The 23,241-nt window shown below is 73.5% G+C and carries 18 protein-coding genes; 16 read left to right on the top strand and 2 right to left on the bottom strand.

Features of this window, described 5'->3' with window-relative positions:
- Positions 1 to 15 precede the first annotated feature (15 nt).
- The 15 genes from CP981_RS05330 to CP981_RS05395 all read left to right on the top strand — a co-directional run bounded on the left by CP981_RS05330 (position 16) and on the right by CP981_RS05395 (position 19,833).
- Positions 16 to 1,206: an ATP-grasp domain-containing protein gene (locus CP981_RS05330; protein ID WP_085923976.1), complete on the top strand. Its 1,191-nt coding sequence runs from the start codon at positions 16 to 18 to the stop codon at positions 1,204 to 1,206.
- The gene (locus tag CP981_RS05335) at positions 1,203 to 2,999 is read left to right on the top strand and encodes an IucA/IucC family protein (RefSeq protein WP_085923977.1); all 1,797 of its coding nucleotides are present in this window, start codon (positions 1,203 to 1,205) and stop codon (positions 2,997 to 2,999) included. Before CP981_RS05330 ends, CP981_RS05335 begins: the two co-directional genes overlap by 4 nt.
- Positions 2,996 to 4,306, top strand: a complete 1,311-nt coding sequence (locus CP981_RS05340) for an MFS transporter (protein ID WP_085923978.1) — start codon at positions 2,996 to 2,998, stop codon at positions 4,304 to 4,306. The genes CP981_RS05335 and CP981_RS05340 overlap by 4 nt, the downstream gene beginning before the upstream one ends.
- Positions 4,294 to 6,075: an IucA/IucC family protein gene (locus CP981_RS05345; protein WP_085923979.1), complete on the top strand. Its 1,782-nt coding sequence runs from the start codon at positions 4,294 to 4,296 to the stop codon at positions 6,073 to 6,075. Before CP981_RS05340 ends, CP981_RS05345 begins: the two co-directional genes overlap by 13 nt.
- Positions 6,072 to 7,319 (top strand): type III PLP-dependent enzyme, encoded by a 1,248-nt coding sequence (locus CP981_RS05350; RefSeq protein WP_085923980.1) that lies wholly within the window; start codon positions 6,072 to 6,074, stop codon positions 7,317 to 7,319. Before CP981_RS05345 ends, CP981_RS05350 begins: the two co-directional genes overlap by 4 nt.
- A gap of 116 nt (positions 7,320 to 7,435) precedes the next feature.
- Complete coding sequence (locus CP981_RS05355) at positions 7,436 to 8,668, top strand: NAD(P)/FAD-dependent oxidoreductase (protein ID WP_085923981.1); 1,233 nt, start codon at positions 7,436 to 7,438, stop codon at positions 8,666 to 8,668.
- Between the two features lie 144 nt (positions 8,669 to 8,812).
- Complete coding sequence (locus tag CP981_RS05360; protein ID WP_085923982.1) at positions 8,813 to 13,069, top strand: bifunctional nitrate reductase/sulfite reductase flavoprotein subunit alpha; 4,257 nt, start codon at positions 8,813 to 8,815, stop codon at positions 13,067 to 13,069.
- Positions 13,070 to 13,205: 136 nt separating this feature from the next.
- Positions 13,206 to 13,400: a hypothetical protein gene (locus CP981_RS05365; RefSeq protein ID WP_085923983.1), complete on the top strand. Its 195-nt coding sequence runs from the start codon at positions 13,206 to 13,208 to the stop codon at positions 13,398 to 13,400.
- 36 nt (positions 13,401 to 13,436) lie between these two features.
- Positions 13,437 to 15,845: a phosphoketolase family protein gene (locus CP981_RS05370; RefSeq protein ID WP_085923984.1), complete on the top strand. Its 2,409-nt coding sequence runs from the start codon at positions 13,437 to 13,439 to the stop codon at positions 15,843 to 15,845.
- 118 nt (positions 15,846 to 15,963) lie between these two features.
- Positions 15,964 to 16,140, top strand: coding sequence for a hypothetical protein (locus CP981_RS37555; RefSeq protein WP_167536058.1), 177 nt, complete (start codon positions 15,964 to 15,966; stop codon positions 16,138 to 16,140).
- A complete protein-coding gene (locus tag CP981_RS05375) occupies positions 16,137 to 16,628 on the top strand; it encodes a monovalent cation/H+ antiporter complex subunit F (RefSeq protein ID WP_085923985.1) in 492 nt (163 codons plus the stop codon). Before CP981_RS37555 ends, CP981_RS05375 begins: the two co-directional genes overlap by 4 nt.
- A complete protein-coding gene (locus tag CP981_RS05380; RefSeq protein WP_085923986.1) occupies positions 16,621 to 16,890 on the top strand; it encodes a Na(+)/H(+) antiporter subunit B in 270 nt (89 codons plus the stop codon). Before CP981_RS05375 ends, CP981_RS05380 begins: the two co-directional genes overlap by 8 nt.
- A complete protein-coding gene (locus CP981_RS05385; RefSeq protein ID WP_085923987.1) occupies positions 16,887 to 17,645 on the top strand; it encodes an MnhB domain-containing protein in 759 nt (252 codons plus the stop codon). The genes CP981_RS05380 and CP981_RS05385 overlap by 4 nt, the downstream gene beginning before the upstream one ends.
- A complete protein-coding gene (locus CP981_RS05390) occupies positions 17,642 to 17,989 on the top strand; it encodes a sodium:proton antiporter (RefSeq protein ID WP_042160297.1) in 348 nt (115 codons plus the stop codon). Before CP981_RS05385 ends, CP981_RS05390 begins: the two co-directional genes overlap by 4 nt.
- The gene (locus CP981_RS05395) at positions 17,986 to 19,833 is read left to right on the top strand and encodes a complex I subunit 5 family protein (protein ID WP_085923988.1); all 1,848 of its coding nucleotides are present in this window, start codon (positions 17,986 to 17,988) and stop codon (positions 19,831 to 19,833) included. Before CP981_RS05390 ends, CP981_RS05395 begins: the two co-directional genes overlap by 4 nt.
- Before the next feature lie 101 nt (positions 19,834 to 19,934).
- On the opposite strand, the gene CP981_RS05400 is transcribed toward CP981_RS05395, so the two are convergent.
- Positions 19,935 to 20,594, bottom strand: coding sequence for an endonuclease (locus CP981_RS05400; RefSeq protein WP_085923989.1), 660 nt, complete (start codon positions 20,592 to 20,594; stop codon positions 19,935 to 19,937).
- A gap of 217 nt (positions 20,595 to 20,811) precedes the next feature.
- On the opposite strand from CP981_RS05400, the gene CP981_RS05405 reads away from it, so the two are divergent.
- Entirely contained in the window at positions 20,812 to 21,900 is a 1,089-nt protein-coding gene (locus CP981_RS05405) for a cation diffusion facilitator family transporter (RefSeq protein WP_244329563.1), read from the top strand.
- 40 nt (positions 21,901 to 21,940) lie between these two features.
- On the opposite strand, the gene ligD is transcribed toward CP981_RS05405, so the two are convergent.
- A complete protein-coding gene (ligD, locus tag CP981_RS05410; protein ID WP_085923991.1) occupies positions 21,941 to 22,873 on the bottom strand; it encodes a non-homologous end-joining DNA ligase in 933 nt (310 codons plus the stop codon).
- Positions 22,874 to 23,241: the final 368 nt, after the last annotated feature.

Genomic DNA, 23,241 nt, shown 5'->3' on the forward strand with positions numbered 1-23,241 from the left:
GAAGGGGCCCCGCTCATGCGGATGTACCTGCTCGCCCTCAACCCCACCGACTCGGTCACCGATGGATTCCTGCCCGCCGCCGCCCGCCTCGGCCTCGATCTCACGGTCCTGACGGACCAGCCCGAAGCGCACCGGCGGGTCTCCCCGCAGACCGAGGTCCTGGAGTGCGACGTCCATGACTTCCGCGCCGTCATCACCCGAATAGCCACCCACCACCCGGCCGCCGCGGTCTTCACCAACAGCGACCACCTCCAGACCCAGGCGGCCCTGGCCGCCGAGTACTTCGGGCTGCCCGGCAAGGACTGGCGGGCCGCACTGCGCGCCAAGAACAAGGCCGAGATGCGCCGCCATCTCGCCGCGTCCGGAGTCGACACCGTACGGTCCGCTGAGCTCGCCCCCGGCGAGGACCCGTCCACGCTCACCGCGGCCGGCCTGCCCTACCCCTGCGTCGTCAAGCCCCGCGAGGGCGTGGCGAGCGAGGATGTGGTGCTCGCCGAAGGACCGGAGGAGCTGGTGATGCTCGCCAAGGAGATCCAGGCGCGGCGCCCGCAGGCGGCGCTGGTCGCCGAGGAGTTCCTGGCCGGTGAGCTCTACACCCTGGAGACCCTGGGCGACGGCCGCGTACGGCATGTCCTGGGCGGTTTTCACACCACGGTCTCCGCCCCGCCGGCCTTCATCGAGGAGCGGCTCGACTTCGTCGCCGCCCACCCCGAGCCCGTGGTGGCGCAGGTGCTGGCCCAACTGGACGCGCTGGGCGTCGGGTTCGGCGCCTGCCACACGGAATTCGTGGTCCACGAGGGCCGCGCGCGGCTCATCGAGGTGAACTACCGCGTCATCGGGGACCAGTGCGACCTGATGCTCGCGCAGGTCCTGGACATCCCCCTGTTCGAACACATCCTGCGGACCCATATGGGCGAGCCGCTGCCCGCCGACCTCGGCGCGCGGCGCGACGGGGCGGGCCGGGTGGACTACGCCTGCGCCGACCGGGCCGGGACGCTCACCGCGGCGCCCGCCGCCGCGGACCGGACGGTGGACGGCGTACGGCTCACCTACCGGCCGCTGCGCGAGACCGGCACCGAGCACCCCCACTACCGCACCAACCGCGACTACCTGGGCGTACTGCGGGCCACCGGCACCGACCGGGGCGCCGTGGACCGGGTGTCGGACGCGTTCTTCGCGGCCGAGCGCTGGGAGATATCGTCGTGACCGCCGCGCTCGACACCGCAACCGGCCGGGCCGCGGCGGACGCGGAGGAATCCGGACTGCTGCTGCGCGTCCTGGGCGCGCTGCTGCGTGAGGACGTGGTCGGCCTGCGCACCCGCGGCACGCTGCTGGAGCGGCCGGACGGCCCCTGGCTGCGGCTGCCCGCCGACGAGACCGCCGGGGCGCTGCTGCTGCCCCTCGGTGAGGACGGCTACCAGAGCGCGTACACGGCGCGGCTGCCGCTCCTCGTACGGGAGTCCGACGGCGCCCGGCTGACCACGGTCGACGAGGTTCTCACGGCGCTCCGCGCGCCGGCCGATCCGGCCGACCACGAGGGCTTCGACGCCTTCGCCGAGGAGTGCCGCCAGACCCTGGCGACGATGCGGCTGCACACCCGGACCCGGGACGCGGCCGAGGACGAGCTGACGGTTCGTCATGGTGCGGACCCGGCCGGCTGGCTGGGGCTGAAGGACGGTCTGGCCCACGACACGCTCGCCGCCCGGCTCGACCACCCCGTCTACCCGACCGCCCGCGGCCGGTCCGGACTGACCGAGGCCCAACTGCGCGCCTACGCACCCGAGTTCCGCCCGGACTTCGCGCTGCGCTGGCTCGCCCTGCCGCGCGCCGCGGTCACCCTTCAGGGCGGCGAGGCGAGGCTGCCGGCCTGTTGGCCGACGCCTGCCGAGCTGGGCCTCGCCCACCTCGACGACAGCCATCTCGCCCTCCCCGTCCACCCGCTGACGCTCGGCGACCCGCTGGACGGTGCGCTGCGCGAATCGGGCCTGGCGGGCGACGCGGTGCTGTCCGAGCGCGCCGTGGTCGGCGTCGTCCCCACCCTGTCGATGCGCACCGTGGCACTGGACGCCGATCCACGGCTCCATCTGAAGCTGCCGCTGGCCACCGCCACGCTGGGCCTGCGGAACCGGCGCACCATCAAGCCCCGTACGCTCATCGACGGCGCGGAGGGGCAGCGGCTGCTGGAGACCGTGATCGCCCACGAGCCGCGCTTCCGGGAGTCGGTCCTGCTGGCCGACGAGACCGTTTACGCGCACGCCGACCACGAGCTGCTGACCGTGCTGTGCCGCCGCTACCCCGCAGGACTGGACGACAGTGCCGTGGTGCCGATGGCCGCACTGCTGAGCCGGGCGCCCGGCGGGCGGCTGGTGATCGACCACCTCGCCGACCGCTTCTACGGCGGCGATCCGCTCGCCCTGCTGGACGCCTGCCTCACCCTGCTCTTCGACTGGCAGACCACGCTCTTCGGCTACGGCATCGCGCTGGAGTCCCACCAGCAGAACATCTCGCTGGTGTGGGACCGCACGGCGGACGGCGCCCGGCTGCGGCTGCTGTTCAAGGACAACGACGGGCCGCGGATCAACGCCGCCCGGCTGCGGGACACGCTGGGAGCCGACGCCCCGGACCCCGCGGTCTTCGCCGACCCACGCATCTTCGCCGAGAGCGACCGGCCGGTGCTGGACCTGTTCACCACCATCACCGTCCACCTGTGCGCCGGTTCGTACGCCTTCGGACTCGCCCGGCACGGACGGGCGCCGCTCGCGCGGCTGCTGGGGCTGGTCCGCGACCGGCTCGCCGAGGCCGTCGAACGGCTGGGCACCGCCCCGGGCGAGCCGGGCGCCGCGCTGCGCGCCCACGTCCTGGACGCCCCGCACCTCCCCATCAAGGCGATGGTGAGCGCCGGGACGCTGCTCTCCAAGGAGCGTTCGGGCGCGGCCGACATCAACAAGCACTACACCACCGGCCCCAACTACCTGCTTCCGACGGGGACTTCCCGATGAGGACCATCTCTTCTCGCCAGGTCGAACCGGCCGTCGTCGAAACCAAGGACCGCCCGGGCCTGGGCCGCCGCCAGGTGCACGCCGTGGCCGGCTGCTACTTCGTGGCGTCGTTCGCCGCCCTCGGCCTGCCGCCGTACCTCACCGAGATCCTGCCCGAGCTGGGCGACGGAGCCGCCCGCTGGGCCGGACTGCTCTACATCGTCCCCACCATCTTCGGTGCCATCGGCGCACCGCTGTGGGGGCGGCTCGCGGACCGCTTCGGACGCAAACGGCTGCTACTGCGGGCGCAGTTGGGACTGGCGTTGGCATTCCTGCTGGCCGGCTGGGCCGACTCGATGGGCACGTTCGTCGCGGCGCTGGTCCTCCAGGGCATCCTCGGCGGCACCTTCGCCGCGTCGAACGGCTATCTGGGAGCGGCGCTCGAAGGCCATGCGCTGTCCCGGGCGCTCACCCTGATGCAGGGCAGTGCCCGTGCGGCCCTGGTCTTCGCCCCGATCGTGGTCGGCTCGCTGACGCCGTGGCTGTCGCCGCACCGCCAGTACGCCCTGCTGGCCGTGCTGCCGCTGACCGCGGCCGTGATGCTCGCGGCGCTGCCGGAGCCGCCGAGAGCCCCGGCCGCCGCGGCGCGGCAGGCCGAGGCGGTGGCGGAGGCCGATGCCGTGCAGACGCCGGAGACGGTGGCCGGGACGGGGACGGCGGCGGAGCCGGCCGGGCCTGCCCCGGTCGCGTCCCTGCGCGCCCTCTACGCCCTGGAGTTCGCCTTCGTCTTCTCCACCGTCATCTCCTTCCCCTACCTGATCTCCCTCATCAAGGAACGGATTCCCGGCACCGGCCCCATGGTGTCCGGCGTGCTGTTCGCCCTGCCCCACATGTGCTACCTGGTCGCGGCGATGGCGGTGCACACCGTCTTCCGCACCCGCCCCCGGCTCGGTATCGGTATCGGCTTCGGCTGTATCGCGCTCGGTCTGGCCGGACACGGCCTGGTGGACTCGCTCACCGGCTTCGTCGCGGTCCGCCTGGTACTCGGTGCCGGACTCACCCTCGGTCTGGTCTGTCTGTCCGTGCTGGCCGCGGACTGTGCCAAGGGCCGGGCCCCAGGCGGGCTGTTCGGCTCGATCGAATTCTTCTCCAAGGCCGGCGCGGTCGCGGCCGGTGTGGCCGCCGCGGTCGGCAACGACTGGTTCGGCCCGGCCGCGCCCGTCCTGACCGGCACCGCGATCGCCCTGGTCACCGTCCTCGCGACCGCCGCCCCTGTTCTGCTCTCCCGCCTCCCCCGCACCCGCAGGAGCCCGCGATGCCTCCGCTGACCAATTCCCCCGGCCCCACCGTGGCACCCGCCGCCCCCGCCGGGCTGCCCACCGCCGACCAGGCCGTGGCGCACACCCTGCTCAACTGCCTGCTGCGCGAGGTGTCCGGACCCGAGCACCAGACCGCAGTCGACAACGGGCGGCTGCTGATCCGGCTGCCGCGCCGCGGGGTGCTGCTGCGGGTCGCGCTGCGCCGTACCTCGCTGCTGGGCGCGCACCGGTTCACCGGCCCGGTGTCCGCACAGACCGACGGCGGCTGGGCCGAGGTCGGCTGGCGCCGGCTGGCCGAGTACGTGCACGCCGAGCTGTCGTTGCGGACCGGCGTGGACAACGAGGAGTTCCTGGCCCAGATCGCCTCCAGCCACCAGGCCGTCTCCACTGCGCTGGCCGCCCGTACGGAGCGGCAGCCGGGCACCGGGGAGCACGACGCGGAGGACTGGCAGGCCGCCTATGTCACCTCCGAGCAGTCGCTGATCCTCGGCCACCGCTTCCACCCGACCCCCAAGGCCCGCACCGGCGATCCCGCCGCCTGGCAGTCGTACGCGCCCGAGACCGGGGCCGCCTTCCCGCTGCTGCTGCTCGCCGTGCGCGAGGAACTGATCGCCGAGGAAGCGGCCGAGGAGGGCGCCACCGCCCCGCTGGACGCGCTGCACTCCGAGGTGCCGGACGGCTACCGGCTGCTGCCGGTCCACCCCTGGCAGTACGAGCTGCTGCGCGACCACGCCGGTCTGCGGGAGGCGCTGGACCGCGACGACATCCGTGTCCTGGGTACCGGCGGGGCGCCGTTCGCCGCCACCGCGTCCGTGCGCACGCTCTACGACGGCGAGGCGTTCCTCAAGTTCAGCCTGAACGTCCGGATCACCAACTGCCTGCGGAAGAACGCCAGTTACGAGCTGTCCGGGGCGGTGGCCCTCACCCGGCTGCTGGCGCCGGCGCTCGCCGATCTCGCCACCCGGTTCCCCGGCAGCGCGGTGCTGCGCGAACCCGCCTATCGCAGCCTGGCGCTGCCCGGCGCCGACGGCCGCCCGGACACCGGCCTGCTCGAAGGGTTCGGCGTCATCGTCCGCGAGGGCCTTTCCCAGCGGCTGCTGCCCGGCACCACCCCGCTGCTGGCGGCCGCCGTCGCCGATGAGTACCCCACCAGCCCGGCCCATGTCTCCCGGCTCCTGGACGGCGCCGGACCGCAGGCCGCACTGGACTGGTGGGCCGCCTACCTCAATCTGCTGCTCCCGCCGGTGCTCGCCGCCTACTTCGACCACGGTCTGGTGCTGGAACCGCACCTCCAGAACGTGCTGGTCTGCGTCGACGGCGACGGGATGCCCGCCCAGGTCCTCTTCCGTGACCTGGAGGGCACCAAGCTGGTCCCCGAGCACCACGCCGAGCTGCTGGCGTCGCTGCCCGAGCAGGTCGCGGCCCCGATGACCTACGACGCCCAGCGCGGCTGGGACCGGGTCGTGTACTGCCTGCTGGTCAACCACGTCGCCGAGATGCTCGCCGCGCTCGCCGATCTGCACCCGGGCACCGAGGCGGAGCTGTGGGCGCAGGTGCGCCGCACCCTTCAGACCCACGCGGACCGCTACGGCTGCCCGCCCCGGCTGGCCGCCCTGCTGGCCGGTGTCCCGCTGCCCGCCAAGGCCAATCTGCTCACCCGCTGGGAGCGCAAGGCCGACCGTGAGGCCGGCTATGTCCTGCTGCCCTCGCCGCTGGCCGAGGCCGTTCTGTCCGGTGCCGTGCGCGCCGACGACACCACCCCCTGGAGCGCCCGATGACCACCCCCGGCCTCGCCCCCACCGCCGCGGTCCGCGACCGCGTCCACGGCCTCGCACCCGAGGAACTGCCCGCCTACCTCTACGACCTGACGGCGCTGCGCGCGCATGTGGCCGGGGTCCGGGCCGCGCTGCCCGAGCGCGTGGAGCTCTACTACGCGGCCAAGGCCAACCCGGAGCCGGAGATCCTGGGCGCCCTGCGCCCGTACGTCGACGGCTACGAGGTCTCCTCGGGCGGCGAACTGGCGCACACCGGCAAGGCCGTGCCCGGCGCCCCGCTCGCCTTCGGCGGACCGGGCAAGACCCCCGCGGAGGTCGCCCAGGCGCTGGAGTGCGGGGTGCGGCGCTTCCATGTGGAGAGCGTGTACGAGATCCATATGCTCGCGAACCTGGCCGCCCGGCTCGCCCCGGAGCGCCGGATCGCGGTGCTGGCGCGCTTCAATCTGCCGGTCGACGACGGCTGTCTGGACGGCAGTTCGCTCGCCATGGGCGGCCGCCCGACCCCCTTCGGACTGGACCCCGACCAGGCCGCTGAGGTCGTCGCGCTGCTCACCGACGGCACCTACCCGCACCTCGAACTCCGCGGAATCCACGCCCACTTGGCCAGCGGCCTGGAGGCGCCGGAGCAGCTGGGCGTGGCGGAGGCGATCGTGACCTGGGCCGCCGCGCTGGCCGCGCGGCACCGGATTCCGCTCTCCGAGGTGACCATCGGCGGCGGGATGGCGGTCGACTACGCCGCGCCGGAGCGCCGCTTCGACTGGGCGGCCTACGGCGCGGGCCTGGACCGGCTCGCCGCGGCCCACCCCGGTCTCACCCTGCGGATCGAGCCGGGGCGGGCGCTGACCGCGTACTGCGGCTGGTACGCCACCGAGGTGCTGGATGTGAAGCACAGCCACGGCGAGGAGTTCGCCGTGGTGCGCGGCGGCACCCACCATCTGCGGACCCCCGCGACCAAGGGCCACGACCAGCCCTGCACGGTGCTGCCGTCCGACGCGCCCTGGCCGCACCCCTGGCCGCGGTCGGTGGCCCAGGGGGACCGGGTCACCGTCACCGGGCAGCTGTGCACCCCGAAGGACGTACTGGCCCGCGCGGTCCCGGCGCCGGGGCTGCGGGCCGGTGACCGGGTGGTGTTCGGAGTGGCCGGGGCGTACGCCTGGAACATCTCGCACCATGACTTCCTGATGCATCCGCACCCCGGCTTCCACTTCCTCGGCGCGGCGGAGCCCGGCGCGGCAGCGGGGGCCTGATCCGGGCCGCCCGCTACGCCCCCGGGGTGACGGCAACACCATCGGCGGTGCCTGCCGGCGCTCCGGGCGGGAACGGATGACGGGGAAACCGATCGTCCGAAGGAGCTGAGCGGGACATGGGCCGGAACACGGCATTCTTGATCGCGGGAGCGGGGCTGGCCGGCGCCAAGGCCGCGGAGACACTGCGCAAGGAGGGCTTCGACGGCCCGCTCGTGCTGGTGGGCGACGAGCACGAGCGGCCGTATGAGCGGCCGCCGCTGTCCAAGGGCTATCTGCTGGGCACCGCCGAGCGGGAGTCGGCCTATGTCCATCCGCCCGAGTGGTACGCCGAGCACGAGGTCGACCTGCGGCTGGGCCAGGCCGTCACCGCCCTGGACCCGGCCGGCCACGAGGTGACCCTCGCGGACGGCAGCCGGCTCGGCTACGCCAAGCTGCTGCTGGCCACCGGCTCCACCCCGCGCCCGCTGCCGGTGCCCGGCGCGGACCTGGACGGGGTCCACTCGCTGCGGCGGCTGCCGGACAGCGACCGCCTCAAGGAGCTCTTCCGGTCCGCGTCCCGGATCGTGGTGATCGGCGCCGGCTGGATCGGCCTGGAGACCACTGCCGCCGCCCGCACGGCCGGCGTCGAGGTGACCGTGCTGGAGTCCGCGGCGCTGCCGCTGCTGCGGGTCCTGGGCCCCGAGGCCGCCCGGGTCTTCGCCAAGCTGCACACCGATCACGGGGTCGAGCTGCGCTGTGGCGTCCAGGTCGCGGAGATCACCGGCACAAACGGTGCGGTGGACGGCGTCCTGCTGGCCGACGGCAGCCGTATCGGGGCCGATGCGGTGATCGTCGGAGTCGGGATCACCCCCAACACCAGCCAGGCCGCCGCGGCGGGGCTCAAGGTCGACAACGGGGTCGTGGTGGACGAGCGGCTGTGCTCCTCGCACCCCGATGTCTTCGCCGCCGGCGATGTCGCCAACGCCTACCACCCGGTCCTGGGCCGGCATCTGCGCGTCGAGCACTGGGCCAACGCCCTCCACCAGCCGCAGACCGCCGCCCGGGCCATGCTGGGCCAGGACGTCCGCTACGACCGGCTGCCGTACTTCTTCACCGACCAGTACGACCTGGGCATGGAGTACACCGGCTATGCCGAACCGGAGGGCTATGACCGGGTCGTCTTCCGCGGGGACGTCGATGCCCGTGAGTTCATCGCCTTCTGGTGCTCCGGGGGACGGGTGCTGGCCGGGATGAATGTAAACGTCTGGGACGTCACCGATCCGATCAAGGCGCTGGTGCTGAGCGGGCAGGCCGTCGACCCCGGGCAGCTGGCCGATCCGGGCGTGCCGCTGGACACCCTCGTGCCCTGAAAGGCGGCCCCCCGGCCGGTTCTCACGGGGCGCTAAGGGGGACTGTGTGGTCGCCGTAACGACGGATGATCGCTTGCCGTGACACCCGGTTAACGGGCCGTTCGTAGGGTCGGAACAAGCTTCCGACCACGAAGGGGACCGTCCGTGACCGCACCGGAACCGCTGGCAGAGCACCTCACGCAGGTGCGGACGGCGTGCTCGTACTGCGGGGTCGGCTGCGGGATCGTGCTGGATGTCGCGACGGACGAAGAGGGACGGCGGACGGTCCGCAAGGCGGCCGGGGACAAGGCCCACCCGGCGAACGGCGGCCGGCTGTGCACCAAGGGCGCGACCAGCGCCGAGCTGCTCGCCGCGCCGGGGCGGCTGTCGGCCGCCCTGGTGCGCGCGGACCGCGGCGCCGAGCCGGTGGCCGAGCCGATGACGGCGGCGGTCAAACAGACCGCCGGGCGGCTGCGCGAGATCGTCGACGAGCACGGCCCGGACGCCCTGGCGCTGTACGTGTCCGGCCAGATGACACTGGAGGCCCAGTACTTGGCGAACAAGCTCGCCAAGGGCTTTGTCCGCACCCGGCACATCGAGTCCAACTCCCGGCTGTGCATGGCGAGCGCGGGCAGCGGCTACAAGCTGTCGCTGGGCGCGGATGGCCCGCCCGGCTCGTACCAGGACTTCGAGCATGCCGACGTCTTCTTCGTCATCGGCTCCAACATGGCCGACTGCCACCCGATCCTCTTCCTGCGGATGATGGAACGGGTGAAGGCGGGCGCCAAGCTGATCGTGGTCGATCCCCGCCGTACCGCCACCGCGGCCAAGGCCGATCTGTTTCTCCAGATCGCGCCGGGTACGGATCTGGCGCTGCTGAACGGTCTGCTGCATCTGCTGGTCGAGAACGGCCACGTGGACGCGGAGTTCATCGCCGAGCACACCGAGGGCTGGGAGGCCATGCCGGCCTTCCTCCAGGACTATCCGCCCGCGCGGGTCGCGGAGCTCACCGGGATTCCGGAGGCGGACCTGCACCGGGCCGCCGAGTGGATCGGCGAGGCGGATGACTGGATGAGCTGCTGGACCATGGGCCTGAACCAGAGCACCCATGGCACCTGGAACACCAATGCCCTGGTCAACCTGCATCTGGCGACCGGAGCGATCTGCCGGCCCGGCAGCGGCCCGTTCTCGCTCACCGGCCAGCCCAATGCGATGGGCGGCCGCGAGATGGGCTACATGGGGCCGGGGCTGCCCGGCCAGCGGTCGACGCTGGTGGACGGGGACCGTGCCTTCGCCGAGGAGTTGTGGGGCCTGGAACCGGGGACGGTACGGGCGGACGGGCCCGGGCAGGGCACCGTCGAGATGTTCCGGCAGATGGCGGACGGCGACATCAAGGCGTGCTGGATCATCTGCACCAACCCTGTCGCCTCGGTCGCCAACCGCCGGACGGTCATCGAGGGGCTGGAGGCCGCGGAGTTCGTGGTCGCCCAGGACGTCTTCGCGGAGACCGAGACCAACGCCTACGCCGATGTCGTACTGCCCGCGGCCATGTGGGCCGAGGCCGAGGGCGTGATGGTCAACTCGGAGCGCAACCTCACGCTGGTGCAACCGGCCGCTGACCCGCCGGGCGAGGCCTGGCCGGACTGGCGGATCATCGCGGGGATCGCCTGTGCGATGGGCTACGAGGACGCCTTCACCTACCACAGCGCGGAGGAGATATTCGAGGAGATCAAACGCGCCTGGAACCCGCGGACCGGCTATGACCTGCGCGGAGTGACCTATGAGCGGCTGCGGGACACCCCGGTCCAGTGGCCCAGCGCGGCCATCGACGGGCCCGACCGCAACCCGGTGCGCTACCTCAACGACGGCGTCAGCCAGACCCTGGACGAGCGGCCCGACGGCACCCGGCCCCGGCTGTCCTTTCCCACCGCGACCGGCCGGGCCGTGTTCTTCGCCCGGCCGCACCTCCCGCCGGCCGAGATGCCCGACGACGACTTCCCGTACGTGCTGAACACCGGGCGGCTGCCCCACCAGTGGCACACCCTGACCAAGACCGGCAAGGTCGCCAAGCTGAACAAGCTCAACCCCGGCCCGTTCGTGGAGCTGCATCCGCAGGACGCGGCGGCGCTGGGCCTCGCGGACGGTGACACGGTGGAGGTCGCCTCGCGGCGCGGCCGGGCGGTGCTGCCCGCCGTGGTGACCGACCGGGTACGGCCCGGCAACTGCTTCGCGCCGTTCCACTGGAACGACCTGTTCGGCGAGTACCTCAGCGTCAACGCGGTGACCCATGACGCGGTCGACCCGATCTCCTTCCAGCCCGAGTTCAAGGTCTGCGCGGTGTCGCTGGCCAGGGTCGCGGGCGGGGCGGGTGCCGGGCGGACCGGCGGCGGGTCCGGAGCCGCGGCGGACCAGGGCCGCGAGGCGGCGACGGCGGTGCTGGCCGGGGTGTTCGGGCTCGGCGAACCCGCCCCGCCGACGCTGGCCGCGCACGAACGGCGCTATCTCTCCGGCTTTCTCGCCGGGCTGAGCTCCGGACCCGCCACCGCCGTCGGCACTCCCGTGCTGCCGTCCCACGCCCCGTTCAGCCCGGAGAGCGCGCTGTGGGTCAACGGCGTCCTGGCCGGAATGTTCTCCCGCACGGCGGACACCCGGCCGTCGACGGCCGCGGACCCGGCGGAGGCTCCCGCCGAAGCGGCCGACGCCCCGGCCGCCCGTACGGTCGTCGTCCTGTGGGCCTCCCAGACGGGCAATGCGGAGGAGGTCGCGGCCGACACGGCCCGGCGGCTGACCGGCAGCGGACGGGCGGCGACGCTGCTCAGCATGGACGACAGCGCACCGGCCGCCCTGCCGCGCGGCGCCGATCTGCTCATCGTCACCAGCACCTTCGGCGACGGCGACGCCCCCGACAACGGGACCGGCTTCTGGGAGACCCTGAACGCGCCGGACACGCCCCGGCTGGACGGGATGCGCTACTCCGTCCTCGCCCTGGGAGACTCCTCCTACGACGACTTCTGCGGCCACGGCCGCCGCCTCGACGCCCGCCTCGCCGAGCTGGGCGCGAAGCGGCTGGTGCCCCGTACGGACTGCGAACCGGACTATGAGCAGCCGGCGGGGCAGTGGCTCGACCAGGTCCTCACGGCCCTGGAGGCCGACGCGGAGCCGGAGGGCGGTGCGGAGCCGGACGGCGGCGGGGCGGCGGACGGCGGTGCCGGGACGGGGGCCGCGGCCGGCGCGCCACCGGGGACGGTCCCGGCTCCCGCCGCTCCGGGCCGGGCGCCCGGCGGCCCCGCCCGGCCCTCCAAGGCCGCGCCCGCCACCGCCCGCCTCGTCGGCAACGAACTGCTGAGCCGGGCCGGGGCCACCAAGGAGGTGCGCCAGTTCACCCTCGACACCCGGGACGGCGACGGCACCCCGCTGGACTACGAGGTGGGCGACGCGCTCGGCGTGCTGCCGCGGAACTGCCCGGACCTCGTCGCGGAATGGCTGGCCGTCACCGGGCTCGATCCCGCCGCCCCCGTAGAGCTCCCGGGGCCGGGCACGGTGCCGCTGGGCGAAGCGCTGCACCGCCATCTGGACATCGCCAGGATCACCCCCGCACTGCTCCGGCTCGTCGCCGAACGCACCGGTGACCGGGTCCTCAAGAAGCTGCTGCGGCCCGACAACAAGGGTGAGCTGGCCCAGTGGACCTGGAGCCGGCAGGCCGTCGACGTGCTCGCGGAATTCCCGGTCCGGGCCGGTGCAGCGGAGTGGGCCGGTCTGCTCCCCCGTCTCCAGCCCCGGCTGTACTCCATATCGTCGAGCCCGCTGACCGATCCCGGGCTGCTCCGGCTGACGGTCTCCGTGGTCCGCTACGAGAACCGCGCCGGCCGCCCGCGCAAGGGCGTGGCCTCCACCTTTCTGGCCGATGCCGAGCCCGGCAGCCCGGTACCGGTCTTCGTCCAGCGCACCGCCCACTTCCGTCCGCCGGCCGATCCGGCCACCCCGATGGTGATGGTGGGCCCCGGCACCGGCGTCGCGCCCTTCCTCGGCTTCCTCGACGAGCGGCGGGCCCGCGGCCACCGCGCCCCCAACTGGCTCTTCTTCGGGGAGCAGCGGCGCGCCACGGACTTCTACTACGAGGACGCGCTCGGCCGGCTGCGCCACGACGGGCTGCTCACCCGGCTGGACACCGCGTTCTCCCGCGATCAGCGGGCCAAGGTCTATGTCCAGGACCGGATGCGCGAACACGGCGCCCAGCTGTGGTCCTGGCTCCAGGACGGCGCGCATTTCTATGTGTGCGGTGACGCGTCCCGGATGGCCAAGGATGTCGACCGCGCGCTGCGGGACATCGCCGTCGCGCACGGCGGCCTGGCGGAGGAGACGGCCGCCGGTTACGTCAAACAGCTCGCCGCCGACAAGCGCTACGTCCGCGACGTGTACTGAGACGTACCGGCCCGTGGGCCGTGGCCCCTCCCCGTAACGCTCCCTTCCGCCCCTGCCGTTCGCGCGCCCTTCGGTTGATTTCTTGAACGGGCCGACCGCGGGCATTGGACGGACGATGGAGAGGAAGGAGAGCGCTATGACCCTGATGACCGCTGACGCCATGAACACCGAGCCGGAGCCCAAGGGGCCGGGGCCGGTGCCGAGCGAGCCCGAACCGCTGCCACGGGACCCGGTCCCAGCCGAGCCGGAACCGGACGAGCCGGGCCCGGCCCCGCAGGAGCCGCCCGGCACGAAGCCGGACGTCCACCCGGCGCCGGAGCCACCCGACTGACCCACCCGGCACACGCCACCCTGAGGAGGAGCTGAGATGCACGACGCGGAAACCCCGGCAGGGACGACGGGGGCCCCGGCGGCGCCGGGGCCCCTCGACACCGCCGAGCTGCGACGGCTCGACGCCCACTGGCGGGCCGCCAACTATCTGGCCGTCGGGCAGATCTATCTGATGGCCAATCCGCTGCTGGAGGCGCCGCTGCGCCCCGAGCACATCAAGCCGCGGCTGCTGGGCCACTGGGGCACCTCGCCCGGCCTGAACCTGGTGCACACCCACCTCAACCGCGTCATCAAGGCCCGGGACCTGGACGCCCTGTGCGTATGGGGGCCGGGGCACGGCGGTCCCGCCGTGGTGGCCAACTCCTGGCTGGACGGCACCTACTCCGAGACCTATCCCGATGTCAGCCGGGACGCCGCGGGCATGGCCCGGCTGTTCCGGCAGTTCTCGTTCCCCGGCGGCATCCCCAGCCATGTCGCGCCGGAGACCCCGGGCTCGATCCATGAGGGCGGCGAGCTGGGCTACTCCCTCACCCATGCCTATGGCGCGGCATTCGACAATCCGGAGCTGCTGGTCGCCTGTGTGGTCGGCGACGGCGAGGCGGAGACCGGCCCGCTGGCCGCGTCCTGGCACGCCACGAAGTTCCTGGACCCGGTGCACGACGGCGCGGTGCTGCCCCTGCTGCATCTCAACGGCTACAAGATCGCCAACCCGACGGTGCTGGCCCGGATCCCGCAGGACGAACTGGACGCGCTGCTGCGCGGCTACGGCCATGACCCGATCCATGTCACCGGCGACGATCCGGCGACGGTCCATCAGGAACTGGCCGCCGCCATGGACCACGCCCTGGACCGGATCGCCGCCATCCAGCACCGGGCCCGCAACGAGGGGGTCACCGAGCGCCCCCGCTGGCCCATGATCGTGCTGCGCACCCCCAAGGGCTGGACCGGTCCGCACGAGGTCGACGGGCAGCCCGTCGAGGGCACCTGGCGCTCCCACCAGGTCCCGCTGCCCGGCGTACGGGACGACGCCGGGCATCTGCGGCAGCTGGAGGAGTGGCTGCGCTCGTACCGGCCGGACGAGCTGTTCGACGCGGAGGGCCGGCCGCGCCCCGAGGTGCTGGCGTGTGTGCCCGAGGGGTCGCGCCGGCTCGGTGCCTCACCGCACGCCAACGGCGGTCTGCTGGTGCGGGACCTGCCGCTGCCGCCGCTGGAGCGGTACGCCGTGGAGGTCGACAAGCGCGGCACCGTGCTGCACGAGCCGACCCGGGTGCTGGGCGGGCTGCTGCAAGCGGTCATGGACGCCACCGCGGAGCGCCGCGACTTCCGTGTCGTGGGCCCCGACGAGACCGCGTCCAACCGTCTGGAGGCGCTCTACGACGCCACCGGAAAGGCCTGGCAGGCACAGACACTGGACACCGATGAGCATCTGGCCCACGACGGCCGGGTCATGGAGGTGCTCTCCGAGCATCTGTGCCAGGGCTGGCTGGAGGGCTATCTCCTCACCGGCCGGCACGGGCTCTTCTCCAGCTACGAGGCGTTCGCTCATATCGTCGACTCGATGGTCAACCAGCACATCAAATGGCTGCGGACCGCGCGCCGGATCCCCTGGCGGCGGCCCCTCGCCTCGCTGAACTACCTGCTCACCTCACATGTCTGGCGGCAGGACCACAACGGCTTCTCGCACCAGGACCCGGGCTTCGTCGACCACATCCTCAACAAGAGCCCGGAGGTGGTCCGGGTCTATCTGCCGCCGGACGCCAACACCCTGCTCTCGGTGGCCGATCATGCGCTGCGCAGCCGTGACTACGTCAATGTGATCGTGGCCGGCAAACAGCCCGGCTTCGACTGGCTCACCCTCGACGAGGCCCGCACCCACTGCGCACGCGGCGCCGGCGCCTGGCAGTGGGCGGGCACCGAGGACGGCAGCGGCGACCCCGATGTGGTGCTGGCCTGCGCGGGGGACGTCCCCACCCAGGAGACGCTGGCCGCCGCCGCTCTGCTGCGCCGGCATCTGCCGGAGCTGGCGGTGCGGGTGGTCAATGTCGTCGACATGGCGCGGCTGCTGCCGTCGGGGGAGCATCCGCACGGTATGCCGGACCCCGAGTACGACGCACTGTTCACCCGCGACAAGCCGGTCATCTTCGCCTACCACGGCTACCCGTGGCTGATCCACCGGCTCTGCTACCGCCGCGCCGGACACCGGAATCTGCATGTCCGCGGCTACAAGGAGGAGGGCACCACGACCACGCCCTTCGACATGGTCGTCCGCAATGATCTCGACCGGTTCCGGCTGGTGATGGACGTGGTGGACCGGGTGCCCGGCCTCGGGGTGCGCGCCGTCGCGCTGCGGCAGGAGATGGCGGACGCCCGTACCCGCCACCACGCCTGGATCCGGGAGCACGGCACCGATCTGCCGGAGGTCGCCGACTGGACCTGGGCGGGCTGACGGGGGCCCGGTGGCGGCCCCGCCTCCGACGGAGTAACGCGCGGCGCGGTGACGGGGCGGCCCGGTCCCCGCATGTGAGCCTGAGGCCCGGGTACCCGGGGCCTCAGGAGGTGCGCGGATGGCGCGATGGCTGACGACGGGCGCCGAACTCATCGGCTGGTGGGCGGTGTTGACCGGACTGTGGATCGTGCTGATCGGTACGGTCGACACGCTGGAGTGGGCGGTCGGCGCCGGCGCCGCGCTGCTCGCCGCCGCTGCTGCCTGCGGTGCGCGGCGTGCGGTCGACGGCCGATGAGCGGGTGGACCGCCGCGGCCACGGCGCTGCTGCTGTGCGGGGTCGCCCCGGCCGCCATCGGCGCCGCCACCGGTCCGGTCCGGCGGCGGGTGCCCGCCCAGAACCTGGCGACCACCCTGCTCAGCCTGGTGATCCTGCTGCTGGCCCAGGGCTACGGCCGCCCGGCGTACACCGATCCGGCGCTGGTGCTCGCGGTGCTGGGGCCGGCCGGCACCCTGCTGTATGTGCGGCTGCTCGCCGACCAGTTGGCGGCCCGTCCGCCGCGGCCGCGCTCGCTGCTCGCGGTGACGGCGCTGAGCTATACGGCCGTGCCCGCGGTGGTGCTGCCGCTGTGTGTGGCCACCGGCCCCGGCAGGGCCACGGTGAAACTGCTGGTCATCGGCGTGCTGTTGGTGCTGGGAAGCCGGGTGGCGGCCCGTGCGGTGACCGCCGCCGTCACCGCGGGGCACGGCCGGACCGGACCGGCGGAGGGAATGTCCGATGGCTGACGATCTGCCGCTGCTGCTCGGCCTGCTCCTGGTGGCCGCCGCCGGAACCGCCACCGTCCTGGTGCGCGATCCGGTGCGGCAGTCCTTTCTGCTGTCCCTGCTCGGCCTGGCGCTGGCCCTGGTCTTCCTGCTGCTTCAGGCCCCCGATGTCGCGCTCTCCCAGCTGGCGGTGGGCTCCGCGCTGACCCCGCTGATGGTGCTGCTGTCGGTACGCAAGGTGCGGCGCAAGGCGCGCAGCGAGCGCCGGGAGGAGCACGAATGAGCAGCGGGCTGCGGCGGTGGGTGCTGGCCGTCGGCGGACTGGGGGTGGCCGTTCTGTTCGTGCTGGCGTGCTTCGACCTGCCGGCGTTCGGCGGGCTCCGGCACCCGTACGGCGACCGGGCCGTGCATGCCGCGCTGGACCGGCACGCCGCCAACACCGTCTCCTCGGTCAACTTCGACCAGCGCGCCTTCGACACCCTGGGCGAGGAGTCCCTCCTGTTCGGCGCGGTGGTGGGCACCGTCGTCCTGCTCCGCCAGACCCGGGACGAGGGCCGGCTGCCGCCGGAGCCGGCCACGGTCGCGCCGCCGGTCCGCCGCTATGCACTGATCGCGCTGCCCGTCACCCTGCTCATCGGCCTGTACGTCATCGCGCACGGCCAGCTCAGCCCCGGCGGCGGATTCCAGGGCGGTATCGTCGCCGCCACCGCGCTGCATCTGCTCTATATCGCGGTGGACTACCGGGCGCTGGAGCGGATCCGGCCGGTCGGCCTGTACGAGGTGGCGGATGCCGCCGGGGAGGCCGCCTATCTGCTGGTGGGCACGGCCGCGCTGGTGACGGGGGCGGCGTTTTTGACCAACTTCCTTCCCTACGGCACCTTCAACACGCTCTCCTCCGGCGGCACCGTCCCGCTGCTCAACGCCGCCATCGGCGTGGAGGTGGCCTGCGGGGTGGTCGTTCTGCTGGCCCGTTTCCTGGACCAGGCCGTGGAGATCGAGAGCGGGGACCGGGACGACGGGGCGGAGGCCGGGACATGAGTGTGCTGCCGTATCTGATCGCCGGGTGGCTGTTCCTGATCGGCTGTTACGGGCTGGCCACCAGCCGCAACCTCATCCACGCGGTGGGCTGTCTCGCCGTCTGCCAGTCCTCGACCTATGTCCTGCTGCTCGCCATCGGCTACCGGGACGGCGGCACCGCCCCGGTCTTCTCCGACATCGCGCCGGGCTCCCGCCCCGTCGTCGACCCCGTCGTGCAGGCCCTCACCCTCACGGACATCGTCATCGGGGCGACCGTCACCGCGCTGCTGCTCTCCCTGGTCATCCAGGTCGCCAAACGGCACCGGACGGTGGACCCGGACGAGCTCTCGGAGCTGCGGGGGTGAGCGTCGACCGGATGCTTCCGCTGATCGTGGCCGTCCCGCTGTTCGGGGCGGCGCTGCTGGTGGGCGCGGGCCGGCGGCTGCCGCGGTCCGCCGCCGAGGTGCTGGGGTGTCTCTTCGCCGCGGCCACGGCGGCACTCGCGCTGGCCGCGTCGGCCGGTACCCCCTCGTCCACCGCCCGGCCCCTCGAATGGCTGGGCGGCTGGCGGCCGCACGGCGGGGCGGGGGTGGGCATCGTGCTGGTCGGCGACCGTATCGGCCTCGGTCTGGCCACCCTGGTCTCGCTGCTGGTGGTGGCCGCACTCGCCTACGCCTGGCGGTACTTCGACGAGCCCCCACGGCGCCACGCGGCCTCCTTCCCCGCCCTGGTGCTGCTCTTCCAGGCGGGCATGTGCGGCTTCGCACTGGCCGGGGACCTGTTCAACGCCTTTGTCTTCTTCGAGCTGATGGGGGTCGTCGCCTACGCCCTGACCGGCTACCGCGTCGAGGAGGCCCGCGCCGTCCAGGGGGCCTTGGTGTTCGGCGTCGTCAACTCTCTCGGTGCCTACACCACGTTGTCCGGCATCGCTCTGCTCTACGCCCGCACCGGCGAACTCGGCCTCGCCCAGATCGGCAGCGCCCTCGACGCGCACCCCGGCGGCCCGGACGCGCTGGTGATCGCCGCCTTCGTCCTCATCGCCACCGGACTGCTCGTCAAGGCCGCGGCGGTGCCGTTCCACTTCTGGCTGGCCGACGCGCATGCGGTGGCCCCCACACCGGTGTGCATGCTGATGTCCGGGGTCATGGTCGAGCTGGGCGTGTACGGCATCGCCCGGGTCTACTGGACGGTCTTCACGGGCCCCGGCGGCATCCCGGCGCCCGACGCGCAGCGGGCGCTGCTGGCCCTGGGGACGCTGACGGCGGTGCTCGGTGCGGTGATGTGCGGGCTCCAGCGCCATCTCAAGCGGCTGCTGGCCTATTCCACGGTCGCGCACACCGGCCTGTTCCTCATCGGTCTCGCGGTGCTCACCCCGGAGGGGCTCGGCGGTGTCGCGCTGTACGTGCTGGCGCATGCCGGGGTGAAGGCGGCGCTCTTCGCCTGTGTGGGGATTCTGCTGGACCGGTTCGGCAGCGTCGACGAGCCCGAGCTGCACGGCAAGGGGCGGGAACTGCCGTGGGTGGGCGCGCTGTTCGGGATCGGCGGGCTGGCGCTGGCCGGGCTGCCGCCGTTCGGCACCGCGCTGGGCAAGGCCGTGACCGAGGAGGCGGCGGGCGGCTGGGCGACCGCGCTGTTCGTGGTGGTCTCGGCGGCCACCGGGGGCGCGGTGCTGCGGGCCGGGGCGCGGGTGTTCCTGGGCCTGGGGCCGGTCGCGGGCAGCGGCGCCGCCACGTCCCAACAGGGCGACGCCGCCGAGGACGAGTCCGTCGAGGAGACCACAGGGAAGGCGGAGGAGCCGGAGACCCGCGGCGGACGGCTCATCCGGGTCCCGGGCAGCATGCTCGCGGTGCCCGCCGTGCTGCTCGCCGCGGCTCTGGCGGTCGGACTGGTCCCGGGCCTGCGCACCGGCACCGGCCAGGCCGCCGACGCCTTCACCGACCAGTCCGGTTACCTCGCGGCCGTGCTGCACGGCCGGGCGACGGAGCCCGCGGCCACTCCCCCGCCGCACTGGTCCACGGCCGGGGTGCTGTGGGACCTGCTGGCCACCGCGCTGGCCGTGGGACTCGCCCTGCTCGCCGTGCGCCGTCCCCTGGGCGCCGAACCCGCCCGCTGGACCACACCGCTGCGCCGGCTGCACTCCGGCCATGTCGGCGACTATGTCGCCTGGTTCCTGGCGGGTATCACCCTGCTGGGGGTGCTGGTCGTGTGACGGGCGGGGCCGCGGGCCCGGCGCTGCCCACGGCCACGTGCCGGGCCGTGCCCGCGGCGGCCGTGCCCGCGGCCGCGTCTCCGGGCCGTGCCCCGCCCGTTTCAGGCTCCCGCGGCCTCCCGTACCTCCTCGGCGACGGACCGGTCCAGCGCCGCGCGCACCAGCCCCGAGGCGAACGCCGCGGTCTCGTCCGCACCGACCAGCCGGGCCAGCTTCCCGCTGTCGCCCGGCAGGCCCAGCCGCTCCGCCCCCTGGACCGCCTTGGCGTCGAGATACGGGGCGAGTTCGGGCCAGACGCCCTGGACCTCGCGCAGAAAGATGTCGCAGCCCGCGGGCCCCAGGCCGGGCACCTCCCGCAGGGCACTGCGCAGCGCCCCGAGGTCGCCGTCGGCCGCGTCCCGCATCCGCCGCAGATCGCCGCCGTACCGGTCCAGCAGCAGCGTGGCACCGTCCCCGAGCTGGGTGGCGGTGCGCTCGTCGTAGCGCCGGTAGCCGCCCTCGCCCAGGGCGTCGACCCTTTGCTGCCAGGTCGCGTCCGCCATCCGCCGGGGAGTGCGCAGTCCCGCGCCGAACAGCGCCCGGGCGGCCGCCACCGCCACCGAGGCGCGGATCCGCGCACTGAGCAGCCCGGCCAGCACCAGCGTCTGGTACAGCGGCTGCGGGGTGTTCGCGAGCCGGATGCCGCTCTCCGCGGCGAACGTTTCGCCGTGCCGCTCCAGCAGGGTGCGGGCCAGCGCCCGCTGCCCGCCGCGGGGGCTCATCGCGCGCGCCCGTACCGGCGGACCACGTCCTTGCGGGAAGTGTCGGCCACGTCCTGTCCTCCGTTGTTCCGGTGGGGTCCGCAGTCACCCTCCCCGGTCCGCACGGCGGGAAACAGCCACTGCTCCGAGGGGCGCAACGGCACCGCACCGTATGCGCGCCCAGGTCCGGGCGGCTACGCTCGCGACGGCGGTCCGACCGACGACGGGGAGGCCACGCTTGTCCCGGCACGCAGACGCTGCACCGCACTCCACCGGCCGGCCGGACCGGCAGGACGGGAAGGACGCGGAGGACGCCAGGACGGCGGTCACGGTTTTCGTGGCGCTCGGCGCCAATCTGGTGATCGCCGTGGCCAAGCTGGCCGGCGGGCTGTTCGCGGGCTCGCCCGCGCTGTTGTCCGAGGCGGCGCATTCGGTCGCCGACAGCCTCAACGAGCTGTTCCTGCTCGCCTCGCTCAAGCGCAGCACCCGCGCGCCCGACAGCCGGCACCCTTTCGGCTACGGCAAGGAGCGGTACTTCTGGTCCCTGCTCGCCGCGGTCGGCATTTTCGTCATGGGCGGCTGTTTCTCCTTCTTCCAGGGCATCGAGGCGCTGCGCTCGCACCACTCGGAGACCTTCGCGGGCTATGTCGCGGGCCTCGTCGTGCTGGCCGTCGCGCTGTTCGCCGAGGGATCCTCGCTGGTCCGCGCCCTGCTCCAGGTCCGTGGCCAGGCACGGCAAGCAGGGCTCAGCATGCGGAAGGCCGTCCGGACGGCCGACGACCCGGCGCTGCGGACGGTGCTGGCCGAGGATTCCACCGCGTGTTTCGGTGTGCTGGTCGCCATGGCCGGCGTGGGACTTCACATGATCACCGGCGAGGTGCAGTGGGAGGCCTGGGCCTCCATGCTCATCGGCGCGCTGCTGGTGTTCGTCGCCTATCAGCTCGCCAAGGAGTCCCGTGGCCAGATCATCGGCGAGGCGGCCCACCCGGCGCTGCGCCGGGCCCTTAGGACGTTCCTGGAGGAGCAGCCGGAGATCGACACGGTGACCACCCTGCTGACCATGCGGCTGGGCACCCGCTCCACGCTGATCGCGGCCCGGGTCGATCTCGTCGCCGGGCTGGACAGCGAGGAGGTCGAAGAGGTCCTGGTGCGGGTGAAGTCGGCCGTCCGTGAGCAGTGGCCGATCGCCGACCAGGTCTTCCTGGACGTCACGGAGGCGACGCCCAGGGACCGGGCGCGGGCGCGGCGGGAGCGGCGGCAGCTCGACGAAGCGGTGACCGCGGGCGGCGACGGGCGCGAGGCGACGCCGCAGGAGGATCAGGGGTGAGGTGGCGCCGGAGGTCTGCTCCCGACGGCCGCCGCACCGCTCACCGCAGTGCGTCGAGCCGCCGGCGCGCCGTACGCAGGGACCGCCCACGGGCCGGCGCCCCGGACCACGGCCGCGCCGCCATCTGCTCCAGCACACCCTCGACATCCCTCACCGTCCAGCTCTGCGCGGTGAGTTGGGGATCGTCGAGCTGCTGACGGGTGATCGGCGTGGCGACCGGCCCGCCCGGTTTCGCCCGCATCGACCAGGGCGCGACGGCCGTCTGGGCGTAGGCGTTGCGCTGCACATCGAGGTAGAGCCGGTCGCCGCGGGACTTCTTGCGTACGGCGGTGGTGAGGCGGTCCGGGTGACGCGCCGCCAGCACCTCGGCGGCGTCCTGGGCGAAGCCGCGGACCGTGTCGAAGTCGCTCTTGCCGTCCAGCGGCACGATGACGTGCAGGCCCTTGGACCCCGTGGTCATCAGGGCGGCCGGCAGCCCGAGTTCACCGAGCAGTCCGCAGAGCTGCCGGGCGGCCTCCCGTACGGCTTCGAAGTCCGGGCCGGGCGGGTCGAGATCGAACACCAGCCGGTCGGGGTGGTCGGGCCGGCCGGCCCGGGACAGCCAGCGGTGGAAGGTGAGACAGGCCTGGTCGGCGAGGAACAGCAGGGTCGCCTTGTCGTCGCAGACGGTGTGGGTGACGGTGCCGCCCTCCTTGGTGACCTCCGCCCGGCGGATCCAGTCGGGGTAGTGGCCGGGGGTGTCCTTCTGCATGAACTGCGGGCCGCCGAGGCCCTCCGGAAGCCGTTCCAGCATCAGCGGCCGCCCCCGGAGCTGCGGAACCATCGCCGCGGCCACCCGGCGGTAGTAGCCGACGACCTCGGCCTTGGTCAGCCCGTCGTCGGGGAACAGGACCTTCTCCGGCCGGTGGATCCGCACGGTGCGGCGGCCGGCGCGCACCGTGTCCGTGCCGGTGCCGCTGTCTGTGGCGTTCATGCGGGCGGGGGTACCCGCTCCGGGCCGCCGTACGCTCGCGCGTCCGGGTGGTGCGGGGCGCGGCGCGGCCGTTCGCCGTCCGTGTCGCCGGGCGATCCGGGGCGCCGCACAGTGAGGAGGTACCTCGCGGAGTCCGTACGCCGTATGCCGCATGGCCGGCGCGGGATCGGCAAGGAGAACCAGCATGCCGCGCGGAGCGGGCGCCGGGCGTCCGGCCGCGGAGGAGCGACGTGTGAGGAGCTCATGACGGTGCGACAGCCATCACGACCGCCGGGCATCACCCATCCGGACCCGGTCCCGCCCACCCCGGGCCCGGGCCCCGGGCCACCAGGACCCACGCCGGGGCCGGTCCCCGGCCCGATCCCCGC

The sequence above is a fragment of the Streptomyces platensis genome, from assembly GCF_008704855.1.
Taxonomy (GTDB): Bacteria; Actinomycetota; Actinomycetes; order Streptomycetales; family Streptomycetaceae; genus Streptomyces; species Streptomyces platensis.